The following is a 19,647-nucleotide window of genomic DNA, read 5'->3' as shown; positions in this document are numbered from 1 at the left end:
CATCGTTGTGCTAATCCAATGTCGTCGTGGCCGCTGCGGGTCGTGTGCGCGCCAGCACGTTATAGCAAACCCGTGGAATGCCCGGCAGGCGGTTGTCGAGCAACTTGCTCAAGGACTCACCCTGATACAGATAGGCGTCGCCAAAGTCGCTGCCGAGCATCGTCGGATGGGCAACGATTTCCAGTAGTCCGTCTGCCGGTGGCCTGGCGTTGCGCAAGTCCACCGGGGTACAGACGTAGTCCGCCGTGGCACCGGCGAGGCGCTGTAAACGCCGGTTGAGCAAGCTCTTGAATACTCGTTTGGCCAGGCTGAGGTTGTGCCCCAGATTGCGCGTCAGGCGAACGGGGACTCCTTGGCGGGCAGCAAAACGCGCGACGATCTCACCGATCGGCCAGATAGTGTGAACGTGCTGGTGGGAATCGAGATGGCTGGGCTGCAGGCCATTGTCCAGGCAGTGCTGCCATTGCGCTTCAAGCTCCTTCAGCACGGCATCGTGTTGCTGGCGGCTGAGCCACAGGCGGTGGCGGGGCAGGTTCAGGTCGAACTCGCCAGCCGTGTCGCAAAAGGTTGGCAGCTCGAGAATCGCCCGGCTGAGGGGCCGACCGTACGTGAGGTTGAAGTGCAGGCCGACGCGGCCCTTGAGCAGTGGCTGTTGCGCCAGCTCACAGGCTGCGGTGAAGGCGGGCATGTTGGCCATGACGGTAGCGGAGCTGATCACCCCGGCCTGGAAGGCCCGCAGGATGACGGCGTTTTCGTTCAGGCTGAGACCGAAATCGTCAGCGTTGACTATGACTTGGCGAGGCATGTTCGTCCTCCATGGGATGTGCAGTGGGCGCGATGTTCTTATCGACGCCGGTCACGAAGGGGGAGCGGGTCAAACGTGCGACAGCTGCCGCACGTTTGGCTTGCCACTGTTGCAGCCTCGGTTTGATGTGCTGCCAGCCCTCGTCCAGACCCCAGCGAATCCACTCATCAAGCAGCACTCGGACGTTGCCCAGACCGGCATATTGCGGCAGGAACGCCAGGTTGTAGTCGTTAGAGCCGACCCTGTTCCAGCAAGCCTAGACGATAGCTGATGCAACGCCCGTCAAGTTCCAGCACGACCACGCGTACTCGCCCTTGGGCGGGGAGGGGGGCTCGATCCTCGGCGTGGCGACGTTCACGCTATTGCTGCCTCATGTGGACCTGTTCTGGACCCGTGTGCTGAGCGTGGTGATCGGCTTCATCCTGGCTTCGGCGTTCTCGCCATTGTGGTCTACGCTCAAGAACGAGTACCGGGAAACGTCGGGATGATTGCCGGGATGTTCTTCGGTCTGATGTTTGGTTTAGGCGAAAATTGGCCGCCAGGAAGCTCGAGGCGATTGCTGTTTGATCGTTTCTTTGGCGTCAAAGGAGAGGGAGTGTTTTCGCCCCGTTTTTTTGTGAATCTCTGTGCATGCTACTTGGTCGGAGGGATCCTTATGTTGCGTTTGTTATTGCCTGTGCTCTGCGCGCTGGTGGTCTGGCCCAGCATTACCAGTGCCGACGAAAAAGCCGCGGCTTATCTGCTAAGTCCAGGTGACGTCATTTCGATTTCCGTTTGGGGCGAAGAGAAGCTGAAACAGGAGGTGCACGTACTTCCTGATGGCAGCATTACCTTCCCGCTGGCAGGACAAGTCGATGTTGCTGGGCTTGATGCCACTGCCGTCGCAAAGAAAGTCGCTGCCAGGCTTAAGGAGTTCATACCCGATCCGAACGTGAGCGTTGTCATCACGAGCACCGCAGGCAATCTCGTCTATGTGCAGGGTAAGGTGCTGAAGCCCGGCACCGTGCAGATGTCAGGTCCAACTGCAGTGCTGCAAGTATTGAGCATGTCGGGCGGGCTCGACAAATTCGCCGACAAGGCTGGCATCAAGGTCGTGCGCCGCAATGGGGCTAAACAAGAGATCCTGCCCGTCCATTACAGCGATTTGATGTCCGGGGATGACATGTCCACCAATATTCAACTCCAGGCCGGCGATACGCTGGTCGTGCCTTAGCCTTGCGCGAAGCACTAAGGATTATCTTGCCCGTGCTGCGAACGGCTGGAGTTGCGACGGCTATCTTGATCTTGCCGTGCTCCGGTGTGGCCTATGCTGCCACTTGGCAATCGGCTATCGTTGTGCCTTCGACTGTCGAGTACAACAGCAACCCGGTGCTTGTTACGGAAAACAAGAAGGGTGTGACTCGTACGATCATCGCCCCCGATTACACGCTTGTCGGTACTTCAGACCGGGATCAGTGGCGGTTCGGTCTTGGTATGAATCTGGTGCGTTCGTCTGATACGTCCATCGTTTCGGACCGCGAAGACCCCAACGTGCAGTTAGGGTGGCAGCGCGAGACCGAGACGGGTGGTTTTGGACTCACGGCGAAGTATATTGAGAGTTCAACGCTTTCCACTGCGGTTCAAGCGACCGGCGTGATTGCCACCACCGATGGTACGCAAAAGCTAACCTCGTTCGGCGGCAACTGGAGTACCGCTCTCAGTGAGCGAACTACCTTGGTTAACGAAACCGACTACACACATGTCACTTACGACATTAATACACTGACCAACTATGACGAGCTTTCGAACCGCCTAGGCTTGAACTACGCATGGAGCGAGCGTGTGGAGCTATTCACGCGTTTTGGCGTGAAGCGTTATGAGCCGCAGCAGGGATCTGCGGTGCCTTCCTCAAACAGTTACACCCCCACTGTCGGCTTGAACGTTGAGATCTCCGAGCGGCTCAAGGGGTCGCTTTACGCAGGTGTCAATCAAGTCTCTGGCTCGAACAGCCGCCCCCGTGGCCAAGGCGGTTTTTCGTTGCACTATACCGGTGAGCGTGTGGATACAAGTATCGGCGCCAGTCGTAGTACTGTCGCCAGCGGCGACGGCGGTTTTGTCGAGGTTGATAACCTGAGCGGTACATGGAGTTATGCCCTCGACGACACCAGCCGTACCGGTTTTGATACCTCATGGCAAAAAACCAAAGGGCTGGCGCCTAATACCCTGCGCAATGTCGGTGTCTGGTTTAGCCGGGAACTCTCGCCTTTCTGGGTGGCGCGCCTATCCTTCATGTACAAAGAACTCCAGCAAGATGGCTTGCCGGATGCCACCGCAAACGTCGTCGGGTTGACCTTGACCTATAGTCACCCCAACTTCTGAAATTCAGCTGGGTGATACATATGACCTCTGAATACGAAATGTCGGTCAACGACTACATTGCTGTCATCAAGCACCATGCCTTGCTGTTGATCCTGAGTTTCGCGGTAATACTCGGCCTGAGCGTAGTGGTCGCGATCTCTATCCCGCCCATCTACGAGTCATCTGGCACTATTCTGGTCGAGTCTCAGCAGATTTCGCCAGACCTGGTGGCGGGGAACAACAATACCTTTGCCGATGAGCGCATCGAAGTCATTCGCCAGCGCGTGATGACCCGTGAGCATCTGGAAGCGATCATCGACAAGTACAATCTTTTTGCTTCGCAAAGCAGGCAGTTGAGCCTTTCCGAGAAAATCGATGAAATGCGCAATGCGATTACAGTCTCCTTGGTCAGTGCTGTCGTTAAGGGGCGCGGAGAAGTGACAATTGCTTTCCGTCTTGCCTTTGAGCACCGGCAGCCAGAGATTGCCAACAAAGTGGCCAACGAACTGGTGACGCTGTTTCTGGATGAAAACATCAAGCAGCGCACCGAGCGCGCCAGTGAAACAACGGAGTTTCTGACGCAGGAGGCGGACAAGCTCAGGGTCGAACTGGAAGCCCTGGAAAACCGCTTGGCAGACTTCAAGCAAGCGCACAGCAACGCGCTTCCCGAGCATCAGGAGTTGCGCATGAATATGTTGTCACGCGCCGAAACCGAGCTTAAAGAGGTCGACCGTGACTACAAAACTGCCCGTGAGGAGTTGCGCTTCAATGAGTTGGAGCTTTCCGCAGCAGCGACCAAGCATGGATCGCCCGGCGCGGCGGTTGATAAACAGCAAGATCTGGGAAGCCTGAAGGCGGAGTACACCCGGTTACTGTCGCTGTATACCGAAGCCCACCCCGATGTGCGTGCCGTCAAACGCAAAATTGCTGCACTTGAGGCTACCAAAGGTGCTGGTGGTGCAGCGGCTTCAGTCAATCTGGACCTTGCCAAGGCTCAGGCCCGGATTGCTGCCGCAGAAACACGTATCAAGTCGCTGGCCGATCAAAAGCAGGAAATACTCAAAAAAATAGCCGACTACGAGGCGCAAATTCTTGAGACGCCGCAAGTCGAGCGCGGCTTGGTCACACTGATGCGTGACTATGAAAACGCTAAAAAGAAATACGAGGAAATACGCACCAAGGAAATGAGTGCGAAAATTTCCGAAAGCCTGGAGCAGGAAAACAAAGCCGAGCGTTTTGTTCTTCTGGAATCGCCATTGATGCCTGAAAAGCCGATACGGCCGAACCGTAAAAAAGTGGTTGCCATGGGCTTTGTTCTCGCTCCGGTGGGCGCTGGCGCATTGGTGATGGTCCTTGAGATGCTGAACCAGCGCGTGCGCGGAGCTGAAGCCTTGGCCAGTGTGCTGGGTAGACGCATATTGGTTGCGATTCCCTACATATACACCAGAGCGGAACTGGCACGCCGTAAGCAGTGGCGAACGCGATTGATCGTCAGTGGAGTCGTGATAATCGTGCTTTTTTTGGTGTTCCTGCACTTCTTCTACATGCCTCTGGACCTTCTGATGTTTAAAACTCTGGGCCGGTTTGCATAAGGAATATAGCCATGGAAATAATCAAGCCCGATACCGAGAATTCCGAGCAACAGCCTTCGTCAAGTCTCGTGACAATGCCAAAAGCCATGACAGTGACCGGGCAGTCTGCTGGTCTGAATGCGCTGAGTTATGTGCAAACCAAAGTTGTACCGCTGCGGCCAGATCATCTCGAGCGCAATCGCATTGTGGCGTACAACAAGAATTCGAATATGGGGGGGGCTTTCGATCTGCTGCGTACGCAAGTTCTGAAAGTCATGGAAGAAAATGGTTGGCGCACGCTTGCTATCACCTCGCCAACTCCGGATGCAGGCAAGACTGTAGTGGCTATCAACCTGGCAATGAGCATCGCCCATCACACCACCAAGACGGCGCTACTGGTGGATTTCGACTTGCGTCGTCCGATGGTGGGTGCCTGCCTGGGTCTGCCGATGGAGAAATCGCTCAATGAATTGCTGGACAATGAAGCGGAACTGCAAGAGGTTCTGGTCAACCCGACCTTGCCGCGCTTTGTAGTCCTGCCGACGCGAGAGCCGATCCCTCTCTCCACCGAGGTGCTGTCATCGCCTACAGTGAGCGATTTGATTACTGATCTGCGCGAGCGCTACGACTCGCGTATCGTGATTTTCGACTTGCCGCCGTTGTTGAGTTCGGACGATGCTATTACCGTCTTGCCTAAATTCGACTGCGTCCTGCTGGTGGTCGCCAACGGCATGAACAGCAAGAAAGAGATCGAGGAAAGCCTTTATCATCTGGGGACAGCCAATCTTATTGGCACGGTACTAAACAAAGCCGAGCGCCCAAGTCGCTCTTACTACTAGGCTCTGTACGAAAACTCGCCGAGCGGCGATCAGGCAAGGCAAAAACAGGCGAGGAAGCGGAGTTTAGTCCACTAAATGAGCATTCCGAGCCTGTTTTTAACGCAGCATGATCGTCGCGCAGGCAGTTTTCGTATAGAGCCTAGAGCGTCACCCTTAGGCGTTCGGCGTTATGCGCCAGCGCCGACTTTCAGTGCCAAGGGTACTTCTGCTCCCAGCTCCAGGCGTGCGCCACTATCTGTTCAAGTGAGGCATATTGCGGTTGCCAGCCAAGTAATGTATTGGCCATGCGGGGATCGGCCACAAGGCGTGGCGGATCGCCGACGCGGCGTGGCGCTTCGCTCACGGAGATACCCTGGCCGGTCACGGCGCGTGCAGTGTCTATGACTTGTTGTACTGAGAAACCTTGACCGTTTCCGAGGTTCAAAGCCGTGCTTGCACCACCTGCCAGTAAATAATTCACGGCAAGTGCATGAGCTGCAACGAGGTCGACAACGTGGATGTAGTCGCGAATGCAAGTGCCGTCAGGTGTGTCGTAGTCACGGCCATAGACGGTGATGGTTGTGCGCCGACCGGAGGCCGCTTGCAGTATCAGTGGAAGCAGGTGGGTTTCCGGTTCACGGCGTTCACCTAACTGTCCTTCAGGGTCTGCTCCGGCGGCGTTGAAGTAGCGCAGGCAGACCGACTTGAGTCCGTATGCACGGTCGAAATCTTCAAGCATCTGCTCCACCATCCACTTGCTTCGACCATAAGGGTTGATCGCGGCCTTGGGATGCTCTTCGTCGATAGGTACATACACCGGGTCGCCATAGATGGCTGCGCTCGAGGAAAAAATGAAGTTTTTAACCCCGGCACGAACCACGGCTTGTAGCAGCGTAAGGGTTCCAGCCAGGTTGTTTTGGTAATACTTGGCAGGTTCAGTGACGGATTCGCCCACTTGTGTAAATGAGGCGAAGTGGAACACGGCATCAAAGTGCTGTCCCGCAAACAAGACGTCCAGGGCTTGTGCGTCGGCGATGTCCAGTTCGACCAATCTCCCGCCCATCAATGCGCCGCGATGGCCCGTTGAAAAGTTGTCTGCCACCACCGGTTCGTGACCTGCACGCAGTAGTTGCTTGACCATATGCGAGCCGATATAGCCTGCGCCACCAACAACCAAAAATTTCATCCTGATCTCCCCGAAACTGTTGCTGTGTAAGCGCAGATTGGAGCGTCAGCGCGATCGGCCTGACCCTGTTTTAAATAGACGGGTTAGTTATTGGCTTGCCGGCGTGCTTGATGGTGCTGTTTCGGCAAGTTTTGTCTGTGCGTCACCTGAAGTTGTAGCTTGCAGAACGCTTTTTTTCAAAAATAACCAATTGGACATCTGCTGGCCGTCGAACTTGATCGTATAGCGTCCATCAAGGTAGGTGGCGGGCAGCTCCTTCATTTGCGCAAGAATGCCGTGGGTGAAAAGTGTCAAGCCTTGCGGTGCCTGGATTGTCAGGGTGCCTTCGAGGGGCTCGACATAAAAAGGTGTTTTGTTGTCGTCTTTGGGGATGGCACGGGTACCCAGTGAAATCAGTAAGTCTTGCGATCGGCCGATAGGCGCGCTGTCCAGGCTTTGCACCACCACACTGGCATTAGCGGTCTTCACTTGAACCTGGATGTTGCCAAGGCTGATCGATTCGCCGCCGATCCAGCCGGTTGCTGCTTGGGTGCGTGGCGTATTGATGGTGTAGATGCCTTGTTTCCAGTTGTGCTTTAACTCGCCAGTGTCTGTCGTGGACTCGCTGGCATTGGCGTCCAGCAGCGACTGATTGGCGTCATGAAACACCTGGGCATTGCTCGAGATAATGCTCTGCTGCAACCAAGGTAATTCTGGCGTCTGTGGCATGGCGATCTGCAGTTTGCCTTTCTCCATGGCGGTACGCAGTAGAACAGCGTTGGTCGGTGTGATGGGTTGGTTGAATAGCGTGCTTGGCGTCGGCGCGAAGACATAGGTCGTCATTGCTTCGCGAACGTCGCCTCGGCGGTAAAGCAAGGCGGCGGCGGGCAGGGTGGCCAGCAGGGCAGGGTCGTTATAGGCGTGCCAGTTGCTGGCACTCATCCATTCGCCGGTTAGCGGCTCCTGGCTGTAGGCGTAGTGGATCAGTGCGTCCCAGCCTTGGTGGCTGGCGGTGCCAGCCATATAGAGTGGCAGCGAGTGGCGGTCGGGTGTCGGGAAGGGTTCAGTGTTCCACTCGGTGACGGTCAGGGGTTTGCCTATGACTTGGCCGGCGGCAATCCAGTGCAGTAAACCGTCACTGGTGATCGGGTTTTTCTCTAGCTGCCCAGAGCCACCGTAGCTATGGACGTCGATCAGGTCGCCAGCGGTAAGGGCCGGTAGGGCGTTAAGGCCATTACCACCCCAGGTACTGGTCGTGGCGATGGGTACCTTCACTCCTGATTCACGTAGGTGTTGAATCATGTCTACGTTGAAACGTCGCTCCAAATCGTTAAGGAACAGCTTGGCAGGGCCGGGCTCCCAGGAGCGCCAGGTCTGGCTTGCGGATAGATTGTGCTGGTTCGCAAAGGCCTTGGCCTCGGCCATGTAGATCCGGTTGTGCTTTGGCACTCGTTTGTCTGGTAATAGGGCGTTGCCAAAGTGCTGGGTGACATCGTTTTCGTTGGTAATCAGTACGGCGGCGATCGCCGGATCGTCTTTGTAGGCGAGTCCGGTGTAGGTGTTTACATGGGTCAAATAGGCTTGGGCAAAGCGCTTCATCGCCTGCTGAATAGTGATATTTACATACGCATAGCCCTTGAGGCCGGCGTCGTTCCTGTCATCTTTTGGCATTTCGTCGAAGCCATAGATGTTGTCGTTTGCCGTGAGGGCTCGCTCGACGTGCATATCGAGCCATACATAAATGCCCTCGTCTTTGAGGCACTTGATCCACCAGTCAATTTTTTTCAGCGAATCCGGGCTTAGTTGCTGGGTGTCACGTGTGAGGTGTCTGTCGAGAAAGATGTTTGGGATGACCCATGGGGAGTCATGGTGGTGCAGTCGTACGAGATTGAACCCGAGTGCCGACAGGCGTTTGGCCTGCTGCTTGATTGCATCGTCTGGCGTAAGAAACAGCGTATAGGCCGCCAGGTTAGTGCCCCAGAAGCGCGCCGGGGTGTTGTCCGCGAATAGCAGTTGCTCGCCGGATACTTTGACGAAGCCGCGCTTACCTGCAGGTTTTTCGTGAGCGTTAAGAAAGGACAGATCGACCGGCGAGGTTTTCCAGTCGAGCGCGTCACTCGGCCAGCTCCTTGTGTCCGCCAGCCCGAAGCGCTCGGTTGTGGTCGGACCGAGTACCACATCGCCAGATAGGCTCAAGGTGGCTTTGAAATTTTGGCGGCCGGGTTTGATCGTGTTCTTGTAAAAAAAAGCACGCACCTGAGATTTATCACCCGGTTCAAAGTACACACTTGCCAGTGCAGGCTCAAAACGCATCTCGATGCGTCGGCTTTGTGTATTCCCCCAGGACCAGCCGCGGTTGTCGGGTAGCAAAGCCGGCTCACCCATTTCTCCATTGTAAAGGGCAGGATCGAACTTGAAGACGATGCCTCCGCCCATCACGTCCGGCATCATGCTGTGTGCATCCAGGGCAATGTTCCAGGTTAACTTTTGCTCGTCTTCCTTCTGAATCTGCGCACTTACGTCGAAATCCAGGTTTTTGTTCTTGCCTGCAAGGGAGTAGCTATAAGGGGAGTTCACCTTGAACGCGGTCGGCAAATCCGCCCATTCCCAGTGGCTCCCCCAGAAGGCGAATGAAGAAGAAACTACAGGGTTGCCACCGCGCGCCAGCATTGGCAGGCCACTGCGCTCATCCACGCTGGAGACCCAGTCCGACGCCCAGGTGCTAAACGGCCAAATAGCAAGGGGCAGGAGAACCACTAGCAGCATATGGGTGCGGTGAAAAAAAGACGTCATGAGCGTTACCGGAGTTGAAGGTTGGCGCTCGCACTGCTTGCAGTCTCAGTGCGCTTGAGCCTGCGCACCATCTGAGCATAGGCCACACCCAGTCCGGCCACCGACCAATACACCACGGGGATCACCGTGATACTGCTAACGGTAAAGATGGTCACCAGTATCCCGGCCAGTACCGCCAACAGCGCACGTCCGAGTCGGCGCGCCTCATCGTCTTTGTTGGGGAACGAGCGTATTGCCGTATGAATGCCGAGCAGCACAGTGGCGAAAAAAACCACGAATAGCGTCAATCCGATCAGGCCGATGTCCAGCGCCAGGGCGATATAGGTATTCACAATATCGATGACGCCCTCGCCCTGAATCATGGACTGCATCTCAGGAGTGTTGCGGTAATCGAAAGAGCCCAACCAAGGGTTGCGCTGGATGACGATCACTGAGTTGTCAATCAAGCGCTGCCGGTACGTGATGTTCTCTACGTCTACCGTACCGATGAACGGTAGCAGATCCAGGAATTTTTGCCCGCCAGGCACGATGGCCAGCAGGGGAAGGGCGAGGGCTCCGGCGATTGCCAGAAGCATCAGGCGTTTGACAGCTTTACGGCCGGTGGCGATGAACACGGTGATCATGACGGCTGCGCCAATCCAGGGGCCACGCGACACCGGTGCAAACAGACCGCCAGCCAGTAAGAGCGCGCCGAGGCATTGCTGCAATCGGCTGCGTACGCTCTCGCGCAAGAACAGGTAAAAGCCGATGGCCACGCTAATGACGTAACCCAGTGCGATTGCCTGGCCGGTGGTGGCGCTGGCGCGTAATGAATCACCACGATTCAGGTAGCTGGACATTCCCCAGTGCATGTCCAGGGCGACAATCAGCGCGTTGTACAGCAGCCAATGGCGGGCAAATTCGACGAGACCAATAAGCGCCAGCACCATGGCGGCGAGTACAAATCCCAACAGAGCATCCTTGAAGTCGCTGAGTTCCTTCAGTGCCCTGCTGGCAACGTAGTAAGGCAAAAAAACGTCTGTGAACAGGTAGAGCGTCTGGCGCAGGTTGTCGGTCAGCGTGGTGTTACGCAGGTAAAGCAGACTCGTCAGCAAGAGGTAGGCCGCTAGCAGTTTGTCAGGCCAGGTGCGTCCGAAGCTCAGTGTGCTTGCTTGCCTGCGTAGCATGAAAAAAGCCGGCAACAACAGACACAATGCGAGCAGACGAATATGGTTAAGTGCAAAAAAATAGTTGATCAGGCCGAAGCCGGGAATCTCTGCCGGGGCCGGCGGGATGAGAAACAGCAGAAAGAAAAACAGTGCCAGAGGATTGCGTTCGCGTTGTCGTGCGACGGTCAAAATAATAGCGGCAATGCCCGCGTACACCCAGAAACTGTGCGAGACAAAGGCCAGTAGCGTCAATGCGAACCACAGATTGCGGCGACGAGTGAAGTCGTGGTGTGGGATCAGGTCTACTGCTGGTCGACGCGCCAGGGCAAAAACGATGCCAGCTAAAACTAGAATGACGATTAACGCGCGAAAGTGCTCAGGCATGGATTCTTGAACTCATGGATTGGTGAGCAACGGCTAGTGAGATGACCAATTGTAGCTATAGTAACGTGCGTACCATTTGAGTTTGGGGTTGATGTCATGCCTCCAATTGATTTATCGCCATCGTTGAGCCTTCGCAGGCGAGCGATATCTGCTGGGGCATGGAATCTGGGGGCGCTTGTAGCCTCTCAAGCCATTCGCTTGGGCGGCAACCTGGTAATGGCCCGTCTGCTGATGCCGGAAATTTTCGGCGTAATGATCATCGCCACCACCGTTTCGGTGGTTCTGCACTTGCTTTCCGATATGGGTTTGCGCCAGAACATTATCCAGAGCCCGCGTGGCGACGATCCAGTGTTTCTCAATACCGCCTGGACCGTGCAGATCCTGCGTGGCGTTGTCCTTTTTGCTTCGATACTTCTAATCGCGGGCTTCACCTGGTTTGCGCAAGTCATCAATTTGTGGTCGGCCAATTCCACCTATGCCGCACCGGAGTTGCCGCTGGTGTTGGCCTTTACCGGTTTTACCGCGATCATCTTTGGGTTCCAGTCGACGAAACTCGACTTGGCCGTTCGCGCGTTTCAGCAAAAGAAAGTGGTGCTCGCCGAGTTTGCGTCCCAGCTTGCCGGGCTGCTGGTCATCGCTTACCTATACTGCAATCCAACTGCCCTGATCGCCTGCGCTGAGGATCTGACGGATGAACGTGATCGACTATTTTGATCGAGCAAGAATCATCAATATCTCGTCAAGAAAGGATCGCCGTTTAGAAACAGTAGAAGAATTCGCTCGTAACGGCTTTCAAATTGATGATGAAAAAATAGGCTTTTTTGAGGCTGTTACGCCCAGTGAGAGAAATGGCTTCCCGAGCGTCGGGGCCAGAGGCTGCTTTTTGAGTCATCTGGGGGTGCTGGAAGAGGCAATGCGCCTGAATTTGAAAAATATCTTGATCATGGAGGACGACATACAGTTTTCCAGACACATTCCTCAATATGGGAGACAGGCCATCGAGTCTCTGGAAGGTATGGAGTGGGACATCGTCTATTTTGGGCATCCGTTTGAAGGGAACTCAAGCTTGCCTGCTTGGGAAGTGGTCGACCGGCCAATACATTTGTCCCATTTCTATGCTGTAAACGGGAAATGCTTTGGGAAATTGAGGGATTTTTTATTCCAGGTTCTGGAGCGGCCACCGGGACATCCTGACGGAGGTCCGATGCATTATGACGCTGCTCTCAATACGCTTATTCAAAAGAACAAAGAGATTCTGGCTTACTATTTTACCTGGAATCTTGGCTATCAAAGGCCCTCGCGGACGGACCTGCATGAACCTTCCATCTTTGACAGGGTGCCTCTCCTGCGGTCGGTAATGGTTATGCTTAGGAGGTTAAAAGCAAAAAACCTGAGAAGAACTCGATAGTTTTCTGCTACTTCGCTTTTTAGGAAAGCTCTGAAGAAGACTTCCCGTTTCTGGTGATATACACCGATCACGTTGCCTGAGATCCAATGAAACAGTTGACCTTTTTCAGTCGCCGAGTGTAATGGTTTAATGAAATCTATGGTCACCCCATTTTTTGCAATGCTGATTAACGGGTGAAGTGGTTGGCTTGCTCAAATCTATCTGGCGTCTGCATGAGGCATGCCCCGCACCATGATGAGAGTCGCGCTGTACTTTAGGCATGATGATTCCTCGCCCGCTGTTCAGCTGCAGGCTGGTAGGGTGGTTAAGGTGAGCGAGATAAGTCAGGTGGGCTAGTGTTAAATTGCCACCCTCGTTAGCCGCAGCCCAATCAGCTCGTCCCTGAAGCGGCTAGCGAGGTGAGCTCTTCCTTCCCCTTTGTGGGTCGAACTGTTATCCAGAATCACATGCAGATCCAGCCCCGCGGGAGTGCTGCGCTCAATCTGTTGCAGGAAAGCCATGTGCTTTTCAGTACCGCTCTATAGATCATGGGGTCTCTCACGCCGAACTGCGGTTACGGCGCGCCAGACGCACCACCTACGATGGGTAGACTAGCAGCGCCAGCAGCACTGCCCAGTCCAATGTGACCCAGCCTAGTAGCGTCATTAGTGGCACTGTCCCAGAGCCAGGTACGTCGAGCCTCCTGCAACCAAGTCCCTTCACATTTTCGTACTTCCACCCCTGAAGATTCACAAAGCACGAACAGCGACGATATTCGACACAGGGCCAGCCCGGGCTCAGGCAAAGAGCCTGACGAGCAACGCCCCGAACAAGGCTCCGAGCGCCAGAGCAGGTAGCACTGCAAGCTCGCGCCTCAGGTCAAAAAGACCCAGTTGGCGACTGACCTTGTAAATCAGGAAAAGCGTCAAGTAGGTATGCAGGGCGACACCCCAGATCGCATAGGTCACCCCACCGATGGCCAAAAGCAACGGCAGCAGGATGAACAGTGAAATGACCCGGATGATGTTATCCATGGCCAGGTACTTGGTCAGCCCGAGGGCCAGCCAGATCTGGTGCGCCAGAGTGAAGCGCAAGGTAAAGAGGGACAGCGAGAGGATAGCCATAATGCCGCCGGCGCCGGCATAACGTGCGTCGTATAACCAGCCGATGATCAGTGGGCTGGCGGTCAGCAAGAAGCCGCAGGCGAACAGCGAGACTAGGTCGAACAACAGCCTGAAGCGATAGTACAGGTTGCGCAACCGCTCCTTGTCGCCACTTCTCGCCGCTTCACTGAGGGCCGGCAGAGCGACCGCCCCGGCCAGCCGCTGCAGGCTCAACTGGATGGTTCCAAGGATGCTCACGGCGATGGAATAAACCCCCAGTTCCATGACCGACATGCTGCCGCCGAACCAGATCCGGTCACCCTGCATGGCCAGGACCCCCACCGCGGACGACAACAGTATCCAACGGCCGTAGTCGAGCATCTCGCGGAGCGCCGCCGGGTCCCACTGCGGGCGGTTGTTCGGGCCCTGGAACATCAGGTGACTGAGGACAGTGTAGACCAAGGTGGCCAATAGGCTCGCCGCCACCAGCGACCAGATAGAGCGGGTGAAGTAGCCGGCCACCAGCATCACCACCAGGCCGGCGAGCTGCGTGATCAGTTCCGCGAGCACCACCTTCTTCTGCTGAAACGTACGGATGGCCACATCGACCTTGGTCGACTGGAAGCCGTAAATAATCGCGAAAAAGCCGGTTAGTGCCAACGCCAGCGGCAGCTCTGCAGCGGCATAGGTGGTGTGCGCCGGCCACAGTTGAAGGTGCTGCGCGAACCAGGCACAGAGGGCCAGCAGCTGCATCAGGAGAAACAGCACAAAACCGCGGACGATCTGCACTGTCCACATGGTATTGAGAAACAGCGGGTCGTCGCCTCGTGGGCTTTGGATAATGTTCTGCCGCAGGCCAACATCAGAAAGCAGTAGCAGTAGCACCGAAACGGTGGTGACGATGGCCATCACGCCGAACATTTCCGGCACCAGCAGGCGGGTGATCACCAGGTTGCCGCCCAGTCGCATGGCGTGGGAAGCCAGCATACACCCGATATTCAACGCCCCAGCCCAGATGACCCGCTTGCGAAGGCTCTGCGGTGACGACAACTCGATCGAAGGCATAGCAACATCCCTCACCCAATCTCTAGCAAGCTACTATAGTCTCGATCTGCCATGCCGTTAGCACACTCTAGGTTTTGTACGAAAAACAGTGTCGCAAGCGCCGCATGGAACAGGCCAGCGAAACCATTGCCGCAAAGCTTTTCGCGAGTTTGACGAAACCGCGTTGTGATGCGGCGGTTCTCTTACAGCCAGCCGAACATCCGCTCAATGACGTTGCGCTGCCGGTACTTCGGTCGATCGAAAAGTCTGGGTAAACCGGGTTTGGGCTTGCGCTTCATCGTCCGCAACGGGATTACCGGTTGCAACTGGGCGCTGAGCTTTTAAAAAACACGGTCAACGCGACAACTACCTTGAAAAACGCCGGAAGCAATCTATGGTGAATTCAATATCGGATTGTGTGTCCGATTGGTCCCTCGAGGTGAAAGCGTGCTTTTCTCGACAGCTATCTACGGAATCTCCGAACAAGTCTTCAACCGTGGAGAAATACACCCTCACCACCTGACCCGAGCCGCCCATGAGCCAGATGAGCCAGATGAGCCAGATGAGCTTTTCCGATTTCGAATTCGCCGGCAAGCGTAAGCAAACACGCTACGAACGATTCCTTGCCGAGATGGATCAGGTCGTGCTCTGGAGCGGCTTGCTGACGTTGATTGAGCCGTATTACCCAAAGGCTGGCGGTGGCCGCAAACCGTATCCGTTGGAAACCATGCTGCGTATTCACCTGTTGCAGAGCTGGTTCTCGCTGAGTGACCCGGCAATGGAGGGAGCACTGTATGAAATCACTCCCATGCGCCAGTTCGCCCATCTGACCTTGAGCGCGCCGATTCCTGAAGACACCATGATCATGAATTTCCGGCATTTGCTGGAAAAGCATAAGTTGGCGCTGGCGATCCTCGCGGTCATCAATGGTTATTTGCAGGAAAAAGGCCTTTCCCAGCGTCAAGGCACCATCGTCGATGCCACGATTATCCATGCGCCCAGCTTGACCAAGAACGAAGACGGCAAGCGTGATCCTGAAATGCATCAAACGAAGAAAGGTAATCAATATTTCTTCGGAGTGAAGGCGCATATCGGCGCTGATGTGGAATCGGGGCTGGTTCATCACGTTCACGGCACGGCGGCGAATGTGGCCGACGTCACCCACGTTGCGCAGCTGCTGCACGGCGATGGAAACACGGTGTATGCCGACGCGGGGCACACCAGTGTCGAGAAATGTGAGGAGCATGAAAATCGTGAGGTGATCTGGCAGCTCACCGCGCGGCGCAGCACCTATTCCAGGCTCAATAAACGCAGCCTGTTCTACAAGGCCAAGCGCAAAATCGAGTATTGCAAAGCCCAGACGCGGGCCAGGGTTGAGCATCCTTTTCGAGTGATCAAGCGCCAGTTCGGTTATGTGAAAGTGCGCTTTCGTGGACTGATGAAAAACACCGCTCAGCTGACCACGCTGTTCGCCCTGTCAACCCTGTGGATAGTTCGAAAACAGCTGATGGGTATGGGCGAGTTGCGCATGTAACACGGAGAAATGAACTAAAAAGCCCGACAAGGCGGTGCGTACGGGACGTTTCGCAGTAAATAGCGCTGAGCGCCACGGGCTTTTCAACTTGCCGAGCGGTTGCGGAAAGTTGAACGGAGCTTCCCTACAGGCATGCCAGATATATATGGGTTCACAAGTTCGTTGAATTATTCTCGTGAGTTTCGATTGCTCAATGAGGGATTTATATCAAATGTCTAATTCTTTAAATTTAGATCGGCAGGTGTTTGTTGCGCGGGATTGCAGATCTAGTGAGGTTTCAACTCCATCGATTTCGTTTGTTTGTTGTATTGAAAGTGGGCGGCTTGAAAATCAAACTCTCCTTATGATCAAAACGCTTAGAAAATTTGGCGGTCGGTTGGCAAATTGTACAGTATTTGCAGTAAAGGCACGTGTTGGTGCACCCCTTTCGCGAGCAACGTTGCGTGCAATGTGCGAGTTAGATGTGACCTACGTCGATGATAGTGCATATAATGTGGCGCCTTGGTTTAACTATTCAAATAAACCGGCGGCGGTATATTGGGCGCAATGTAATGCAACAACTGATTTAATTTCTTGGCTTGATAGTGATATTTTGATTGCGTCGGAGCCATCGGGGCTGCTGTTAGATTTAGACGTTGATTTTGCCGCCCGTGCAGAATATCTTCCACCAGCTATACATGAGGGGGTTGCAAAAGATTGTCCTTATTGGCAGTCGTTGTGCAAGTTGTTAGGCGCCAATTTCGATGAGCTTCCATGGATATCACTAGAAAGTCCGGTGGTAAAAGTGCGTGCTTACTTTAATTCGGGTGCATTTGTCTGGCGTAGAAGTAGTTGTTTTGCTGAAAGCTATTTTTCAGCATTCGAAAAACTACTGAAAAGTAAGCTGGCAAGCAGTTCAGGGTCTGCATGGTATGCCGATCAAGTTGTTATTTCTCCCGTGCTGGTAAAGAATAATATCAGGTGGCGCCACTTAAGCCTTGTGGAACATCACATGGCTTTTCCTGGGCATATCGTCGGTCCATCAGCGACACCGTCCATGAAAAGTTCAAATATCATTCATTATTCTGGGTCGCTTTCTGGTGAGTCGGAACCAGCAATGCTGGAACGACTCTTTAATGAAATACCACATGTTCATAAAGAGGTGTTGGAACACAGGGTAAGCAGTGAAGCTCCCAGGCTAAATATTCTATGGGTCCCGTTACGTGTTTTGAGAAAAATCAGGCTTTGGTATTTCTTGAGATCTCTTGATGTTGCTAAAATTGGTGTGTAACGAAAGTATAACGCGCGTATTCAGCATTTATACGCCCCTGAGTGCGTATTCGTTGGGTGTAACTCAATTTCTGCTCGGTAACAATGGCTCCGTTACGCTGCAAAATTCGCGTTACAGCATTCGAAAATCTTGTCGTTTCTCAGTAAATTTTCCGGAGGTTGGTCAGAGTGTTGACGTCGGACGAGCGGTCATGAGAGTCGGTGTAGACCTGACCGCTTTCGACTTCAAGCAGGCATACCACGACCTCGTTTTTGTCATAGCCAAGGGAAATGCCACGCAGAAGTTCCATGCGCCAGCTCGGGCCACGATTTATCCAGCCCGGCGTAGACACCTGTACTTCAGTCACTTGGAAGTCTTCACATTGCGCGGACAGAAGCTCATTCAATCTGACCTCGTCATTGACCATCTCCGCCAAGTCTATCAAACGACCTTCAAGGCGCTGTTTGATGCTCACGTGATACCAGTGCGTTGTGAGCGACCCATAAACCACACATGGCAAAAAACCGATGTGGGCATTTAGCACGAGATAGTTGGGGAACAGTTCCACGGCAGCAAGGCTTCGAAGTCTTCTACCGAAGTAGCTTGCGGTAGGCATTCCAGTACGTGGTGCAGCCACGTATAGGGCTCTTGGCCGTTGGCTTTGGCAGTTTCGACCAAGCTATAGATCTGCGCGCTGGCTGTCGCGCCCTTGGGCCCGTCAGAAATACAAACCGCTGGCGGGGCACAAGTGCTGCAGTGTTGATTGGCTTAACCGAATAAAGAAAGCCTGCCCATCGTTGTTTGTGCACTGGCATGTCTTTGGAAATGAGGCTCGACTGGGTAACGGGAGCCGTATGGGTTGAGAGACTCACGTACGGTTCTGCGAGAGGCTGAAGGTGAAATTCCTTCGGCCTACTTACCATGAGAAAAGCCAGGTTCAAGCCTTGGAACGCTCGCAGCCTGGTCTGCCTCTTGGTATCGGGCATATCCGTACGCAATCGCATGACTATATCCGCCACGGCACGGTCACCTTGTTCACTGCGCTGGATTATCTTCAAGGACGCTTGATCAGCTGCATCGAGCGTCAACATGCCTGCGTGACGGTAGTTTCAGCTCGGTTCGCGAACTGGAAAGCTCGATCACCACGTTCCTGGCACTGCGAAATGCACAGCCGACTCGCTACGTCTGGAATGCGAAGGGCGAAGATATCTTGAACAAGATACAGCGAGCCCGTGAGGCAATGGCTTTACGAGCTAATGGGTAAGTTATTTTCAAAACAGCACACTAGGGCAAAAACGATGCCAGCTAAAACTAGAATGACGATTAACGCGCGAAAGTGCTCAGGCATGGATTCTTGAACCCATGGATTGGTGAGCAACGGCTAGTGAGATGACCAATTGTAGCTATAGTAACGTGCGTACCATTTGAGTTTGGGGTTGATGTCATGCCTCCAATTGATTTATCGCCATCGTTGAGCCTTCGCAGGCGAGCGATATCTGCTGGGGCATGGAATCTGGGGGCGCTTGTAACGTCTCAAGCCATTCGCTTGGGCGGCAACCTGGTAATGGCCCGTCTGCTGATGCCGGAAATGTTCGGCGTAATGATCATCGCCACCACCGTTTTGGTGGTTCTGCACTTGCTTTCCGATGTCGGTTTGCGCCAGAACATTATCCAGAGCCCGCGTGGCGACGATCCAGTGTTTCTCAATACCGCCTGGACAGTGCAGATCCTGCGTGGCGTTGTCCTTTTTGCTTCGACACTTCTAATCGCGGGCTTCACCTGGTTTGCGCAAGTCATCAATTTGTGGTCGGCCAATTCCACCTATGCTGCACCGGAGTTGCCGCTGGTGTTGGCCTTTACCGGTTTTACCGCGATCATCTTTGGGTTCCAGTCGACTAAAATCGACTTGGCCGTTCGCGCGTTTCAGCAAAAGAAAGTGGTGCTCGCCGAGTTTGCGTCCCAGCTTGCCGGCCTGCTGGTGATGCTGGGCGCCGGTTACTTCACCAGGTCTATCTGGTCGCTGGTGGTTGCAGGTCTGGTCGCCGCGATGGTCAGCACTCTACTGGGTCATTTCTGGTTTGAGGGACCGCCTAACCGTCTACAGTGGGACCGCTCTGCGCTCAAAGAGTTAATCGTCTTTGGCCATTGGATACTATTGTCTTCGGCAGTGGGAGTACTGGCCATGAATGGTGATCGCATCATTCGCGTTGTTTCGTTATGGGTGCTGCTGCCCCTGCTGCTGGCGCTTGGCGTAGTGGTTGGGGCGCTTGTGGCAATGAGAGTTCAACACTTTTTTGGGGAGCAACCTA

The 19,647-nt window shown here is 54.5% G+C and carries 12 protein-coding genes and 7 pseudogenes; 11 read left to right on the top strand and 8 right to left on the bottom strand.

Annotated elements, in window-relative coordinates; translation table 11 throughout:
* Positions 1 to 10 precede the first annotated feature (10 nt).
* Together AC1RJ3_RS09575 and AC1RJ3_RS09570 are read right to left on the bottom strand one after the other, a co-directional pair.
* Entirely contained in the window at positions 11 to 805 is a 795-nt protein-coding gene (locus AC1RJ3_RS09575) for a carbohydrate deacetylase (protein WP_103315148.1), read from the bottom strand.
* Positions 777 to 1,131, bottom strand: a pseudogene (locus AC1RJ3_RS09570) (GNAT family N-acetyltransferase); the annotation flags it as partial. The gene AC1RJ3_RS09575 and the pseudogene AC1RJ3_RS09570, both read right to left, overlap by 29 nt.
* Positions 1,132 to 1,137: 6 nt before the next feature.
* Here AC1RJ3_RS09570 and AC1RJ3_RS09565 point away from each other — a divergent pair.
* The 5 genes and pseudogenes from AC1RJ3_RS09565 to AC1RJ3_RS09545 form a co-directional block, all read left to right on the top strand.
* A pseudogene (locus tag AC1RJ3_RS09565) lies at positions 1,138 to 1,331 on the top strand (MFS transporter); the annotation flags it as partial.
* Positions 1,332 to 1,460: 129 nt separating this feature from the next.
* Positions 1,461 to 2,018, top strand: coding sequence for a polysaccharide biosynthesis/export family protein (locus AC1RJ3_RS09560; protein ID WP_054598290.1), 558 nt, complete (start codon positions 1,461 to 1,463; stop codon positions 2,016 to 2,018).
* A gap of 26 nt (positions 2,019 to 2,044) precedes the next feature.
* The gene (locus tag AC1RJ3_RS09555; protein WP_493078598.1) at positions 2,045 to 3,163 is read left to right on the top strand and encodes a hypothetical protein; all 1,119 of its coding nucleotides are present in this window, start codon (positions 2,045 to 2,047) and stop codon (positions 3,161 to 3,163) included.
* A 20-nt stretch (positions 3,164 to 3,183) separates the two neighbouring features.
* A complete protein-coding gene (locus AC1RJ3_RS09550; RefSeq protein ID WP_493078596.1) occupies positions 3,184 to 4,734 on the top strand; it encodes a GumC family protein in 1,551 nt (516 codons plus the stop codon).
* A gap of 74 nt (positions 4,735 to 4,808) precedes the next feature.
* A complete protein-coding gene (locus tag AC1RJ3_RS09545) occupies positions 4,809 to 5,552 on the top strand; it encodes a CpsD/CapB family tyrosine-protein kinase (protein WP_493078654.1) in 744 nt (247 codons plus the stop codon).
* Between the two features lie 187 nt (positions 5,553 to 5,739).
* Here AC1RJ3_RS09545 and galE read toward each other — a convergent pair whose 3' ends face one another.
* The 3 genes from galE to AC1RJ3_RS09530 all read right to left on the bottom strand — a co-directional run bounded on the left by galE (position 5,740) and on the right by AC1RJ3_RS09530 (position 11,021).
* Positions 5,740 to 6,717: a UDP-glucose 4-epimerase GalE gene (gene galE / locus AC1RJ3_RS09540; RefSeq protein ID WP_054596697.1), complete on the bottom strand. Its 978-nt coding sequence runs from the start codon at positions 6,715 to 6,717 to the stop codon at positions 5,740 to 5,742.
* An 87-nt stretch (positions 6,718 to 6,804) separates the two neighbouring features.
* On the bottom strand, positions 6,805 to 9,489 hold the full coding sequence (locus AC1RJ3_RS09535) for a cellulase family glycosylhydrolase (protein WP_493078593.1): 2,685 nt from the start codon (positions 9,487 to 9,489) through the stop codon (positions 6,805 to 6,807).
* Positions 9,490 to 9,494: 5 nt separating this feature from the next.
* A complete protein-coding gene (locus AC1RJ3_RS09530) occupies positions 9,495 to 11,021 on the bottom strand; it encodes an O-antigen ligase family protein (protein ID WP_493078591.1) in 1,527 nt (508 codons plus the stop codon).
* 96 nt (positions 11,022 to 11,117) lie between these two features.
* On the opposite strand from AC1RJ3_RS09530, the pseudogene AC1RJ3_RS09525 reads away from it, so the two are divergent.
* Positions 11,118 to 11,666, top strand: a pseudogene (locus tag AC1RJ3_RS09525) (oligosaccharide flippase family protein); the annotation flags it as partial.
* A 46-nt stretch (positions 11,667 to 11,712) separates the two neighbouring features.
* Positions 11,713 to 12,429: a glycosyltransferase family 25 protein gene (locus AC1RJ3_RS09520; RefSeq protein ID WP_054596700.1), complete on the top strand. Its 717-nt coding sequence runs from the start codon at positions 11,713 to 11,715 to the stop codon at positions 12,427 to 12,429.
* 776 nt (positions 12,430 to 13,205) lie between these two features.
* Here the strand turns inward: AC1RJ3_RS09520 and AC1RJ3_RS09515 are convergent.
* Positions 13,206 to 14,576, bottom strand: a complete 1,371-nt coding sequence (locus AC1RJ3_RS09515) for an oligosaccharide flippase family protein (protein WP_347929599.1) — start codon at positions 14,574 to 14,576, stop codon at positions 13,206 to 13,208.
* A 67-nt stretch (positions 14,577 to 14,643) separates the two neighbouring features.
* Positions 14,644 to 14,884, bottom strand: a pseudogene (locus AC1RJ3_RS09510) (transposase); the annotation flags it as partial.
* Between the two features lie 224 nt (positions 14,885 to 15,108).
* Between AC1RJ3_RS09510 and AC1RJ3_RS09505 the strand changes: the two are divergent.
* Positions 15,109 to 16,089 (top strand): IS5 family transposase, encoded by a 981-nt coding sequence (locus tag AC1RJ3_RS09505; protein ID WP_347930018.1) that lies wholly within the window; start codon positions 15,109 to 15,111, stop codon positions 16,087 to 16,089.
* Between the two features lie 211 nt (positions 16,090 to 16,300).
* Complete coding sequence (locus AC1RJ3_RS09500; protein ID WP_347929600.1) at positions 16,301 to 17,359, top strand: GT-B fold glycosyltransferase domain-containing protein; 1,059 nt, start codon at positions 16,301 to 16,303, stop codon at positions 17,357 to 17,359.
* Between the two features lie 516 nt (positions 17,360 to 17,875).
* On the opposite strand, the pseudogene AC1RJ3_RS09495 reads toward AC1RJ3_RS09500, so the two are convergent.
* Positions 17,876 to 18,061, bottom strand: a pseudogene (locus AC1RJ3_RS09495) (transposase domain-containing protein); the annotation flags it as partial.
* Between the two features lie 200 nt (positions 18,062 to 18,261).
* On the opposite strand from AC1RJ3_RS09495, the pseudogene AC1RJ3_RS09490 reads away from it, so the two are divergent.
* Positions 18,262 to 18,602, top strand: a pseudogene (locus AC1RJ3_RS09490) (IS630 family transposase); the annotation flags it as partial.
* 180 nt (positions 18,603 to 18,782) lie between these two features.
* Positions 18,783 to 19,610 (top strand): annotated as a pseudogene (locus AC1RJ3_RS09485) (oligosaccharide flippase family protein); the annotation flags it as partial.
* Between the last annotated feature and the right edge of the window lie 37 nt (positions 19,611 to 19,647).

The sequence above is a fragment of the Pseudomonas sp. GW822-FHT04C11 genome (genome assembly GCF_058800905.1).
This window is presented reverse-complemented; position numbering and strand designations above follow the sequence as displayed.

Excerpts from the sequence above, each read along its gene's own strand:
- AC1RJ3_RS09575 (WP_103315148.1), bottom strand. The coding sequence starts at position 805 with ATGCCTCGCCAAGTCATAGTCAACGCTGACGATTTCGGTCTCAGCCTG.
- AC1RJ3_RS09560 (WP_054598290.1), top strand. The coding sequence starts at position 1,461 with ATGTTGCGTTTGTTATTGCCTGTGCTCTGCGCGCTGGTGGTCTGGCCC.
- AC1RJ3_RS09550 (WP_493078596.1), top strand. The coding sequence starts at position 3,184 with ATGACCTCTGAATACGAAATGTCGGTCAACGACTACATTGCTGTCATC.
- AC1RJ3_RS09545 (WP_493078654.1), top strand. The coding sequence starts at position 4,809 with ATGCCAAAAGCCATGACAGTGACCGGGCAGTCTGCTGGTCTGAATGCG.
- galE (WP_054596697.1), bottom strand. The coding sequence starts at position 6,717 with ATGAAATTTTTGGTTGTTGGTGGCGCAGGCTATATCGGCTCGCATATG.
- AC1RJ3_RS09535 (WP_493078593.1), bottom strand. The coding sequence starts at position 9,489 with ATGACGTCTTTTTTTCACCGCACCCATATGCTGCTAGTGGTTCTCCTG.
- AC1RJ3_RS09530 (WP_493078591.1), bottom strand. The coding sequence starts at position 11,021 with ATGCCTGAGCACTTTCGCGCGTTAATCGTCATTCTAGTTTTAGCTGGC.
- AC1RJ3_RS09520 (WP_054596700.1), top strand. The coding sequence starts at position 11,713 with ATGAACGTGATCGACTATTTTGATCGAGCAAGAATCATCAATATCTCG.
- AC1RJ3_RS09515 (WP_347929599.1), bottom strand. The coding sequence starts at position 14,576 with ATGCCTTCGATCGAGTTGTCGTCACCGCAGAGCCTTCGCAAGCGGGTC.
- AC1RJ3_RS09505 (WP_347930018.1), top strand. The coding sequence starts at position 15,109 with ATGAGCCAGATGAGCTTTTCCGATTTCGAATTCGCCGGCAAGCGTAAG.
- AC1RJ3_RS09500 (WP_347929600.1), top strand. The coding sequence starts at position 16,301 with ATGTCTAATTCTTTAAATTTAGATCGGCAGGTGTTTGTTGCGCGGGAT.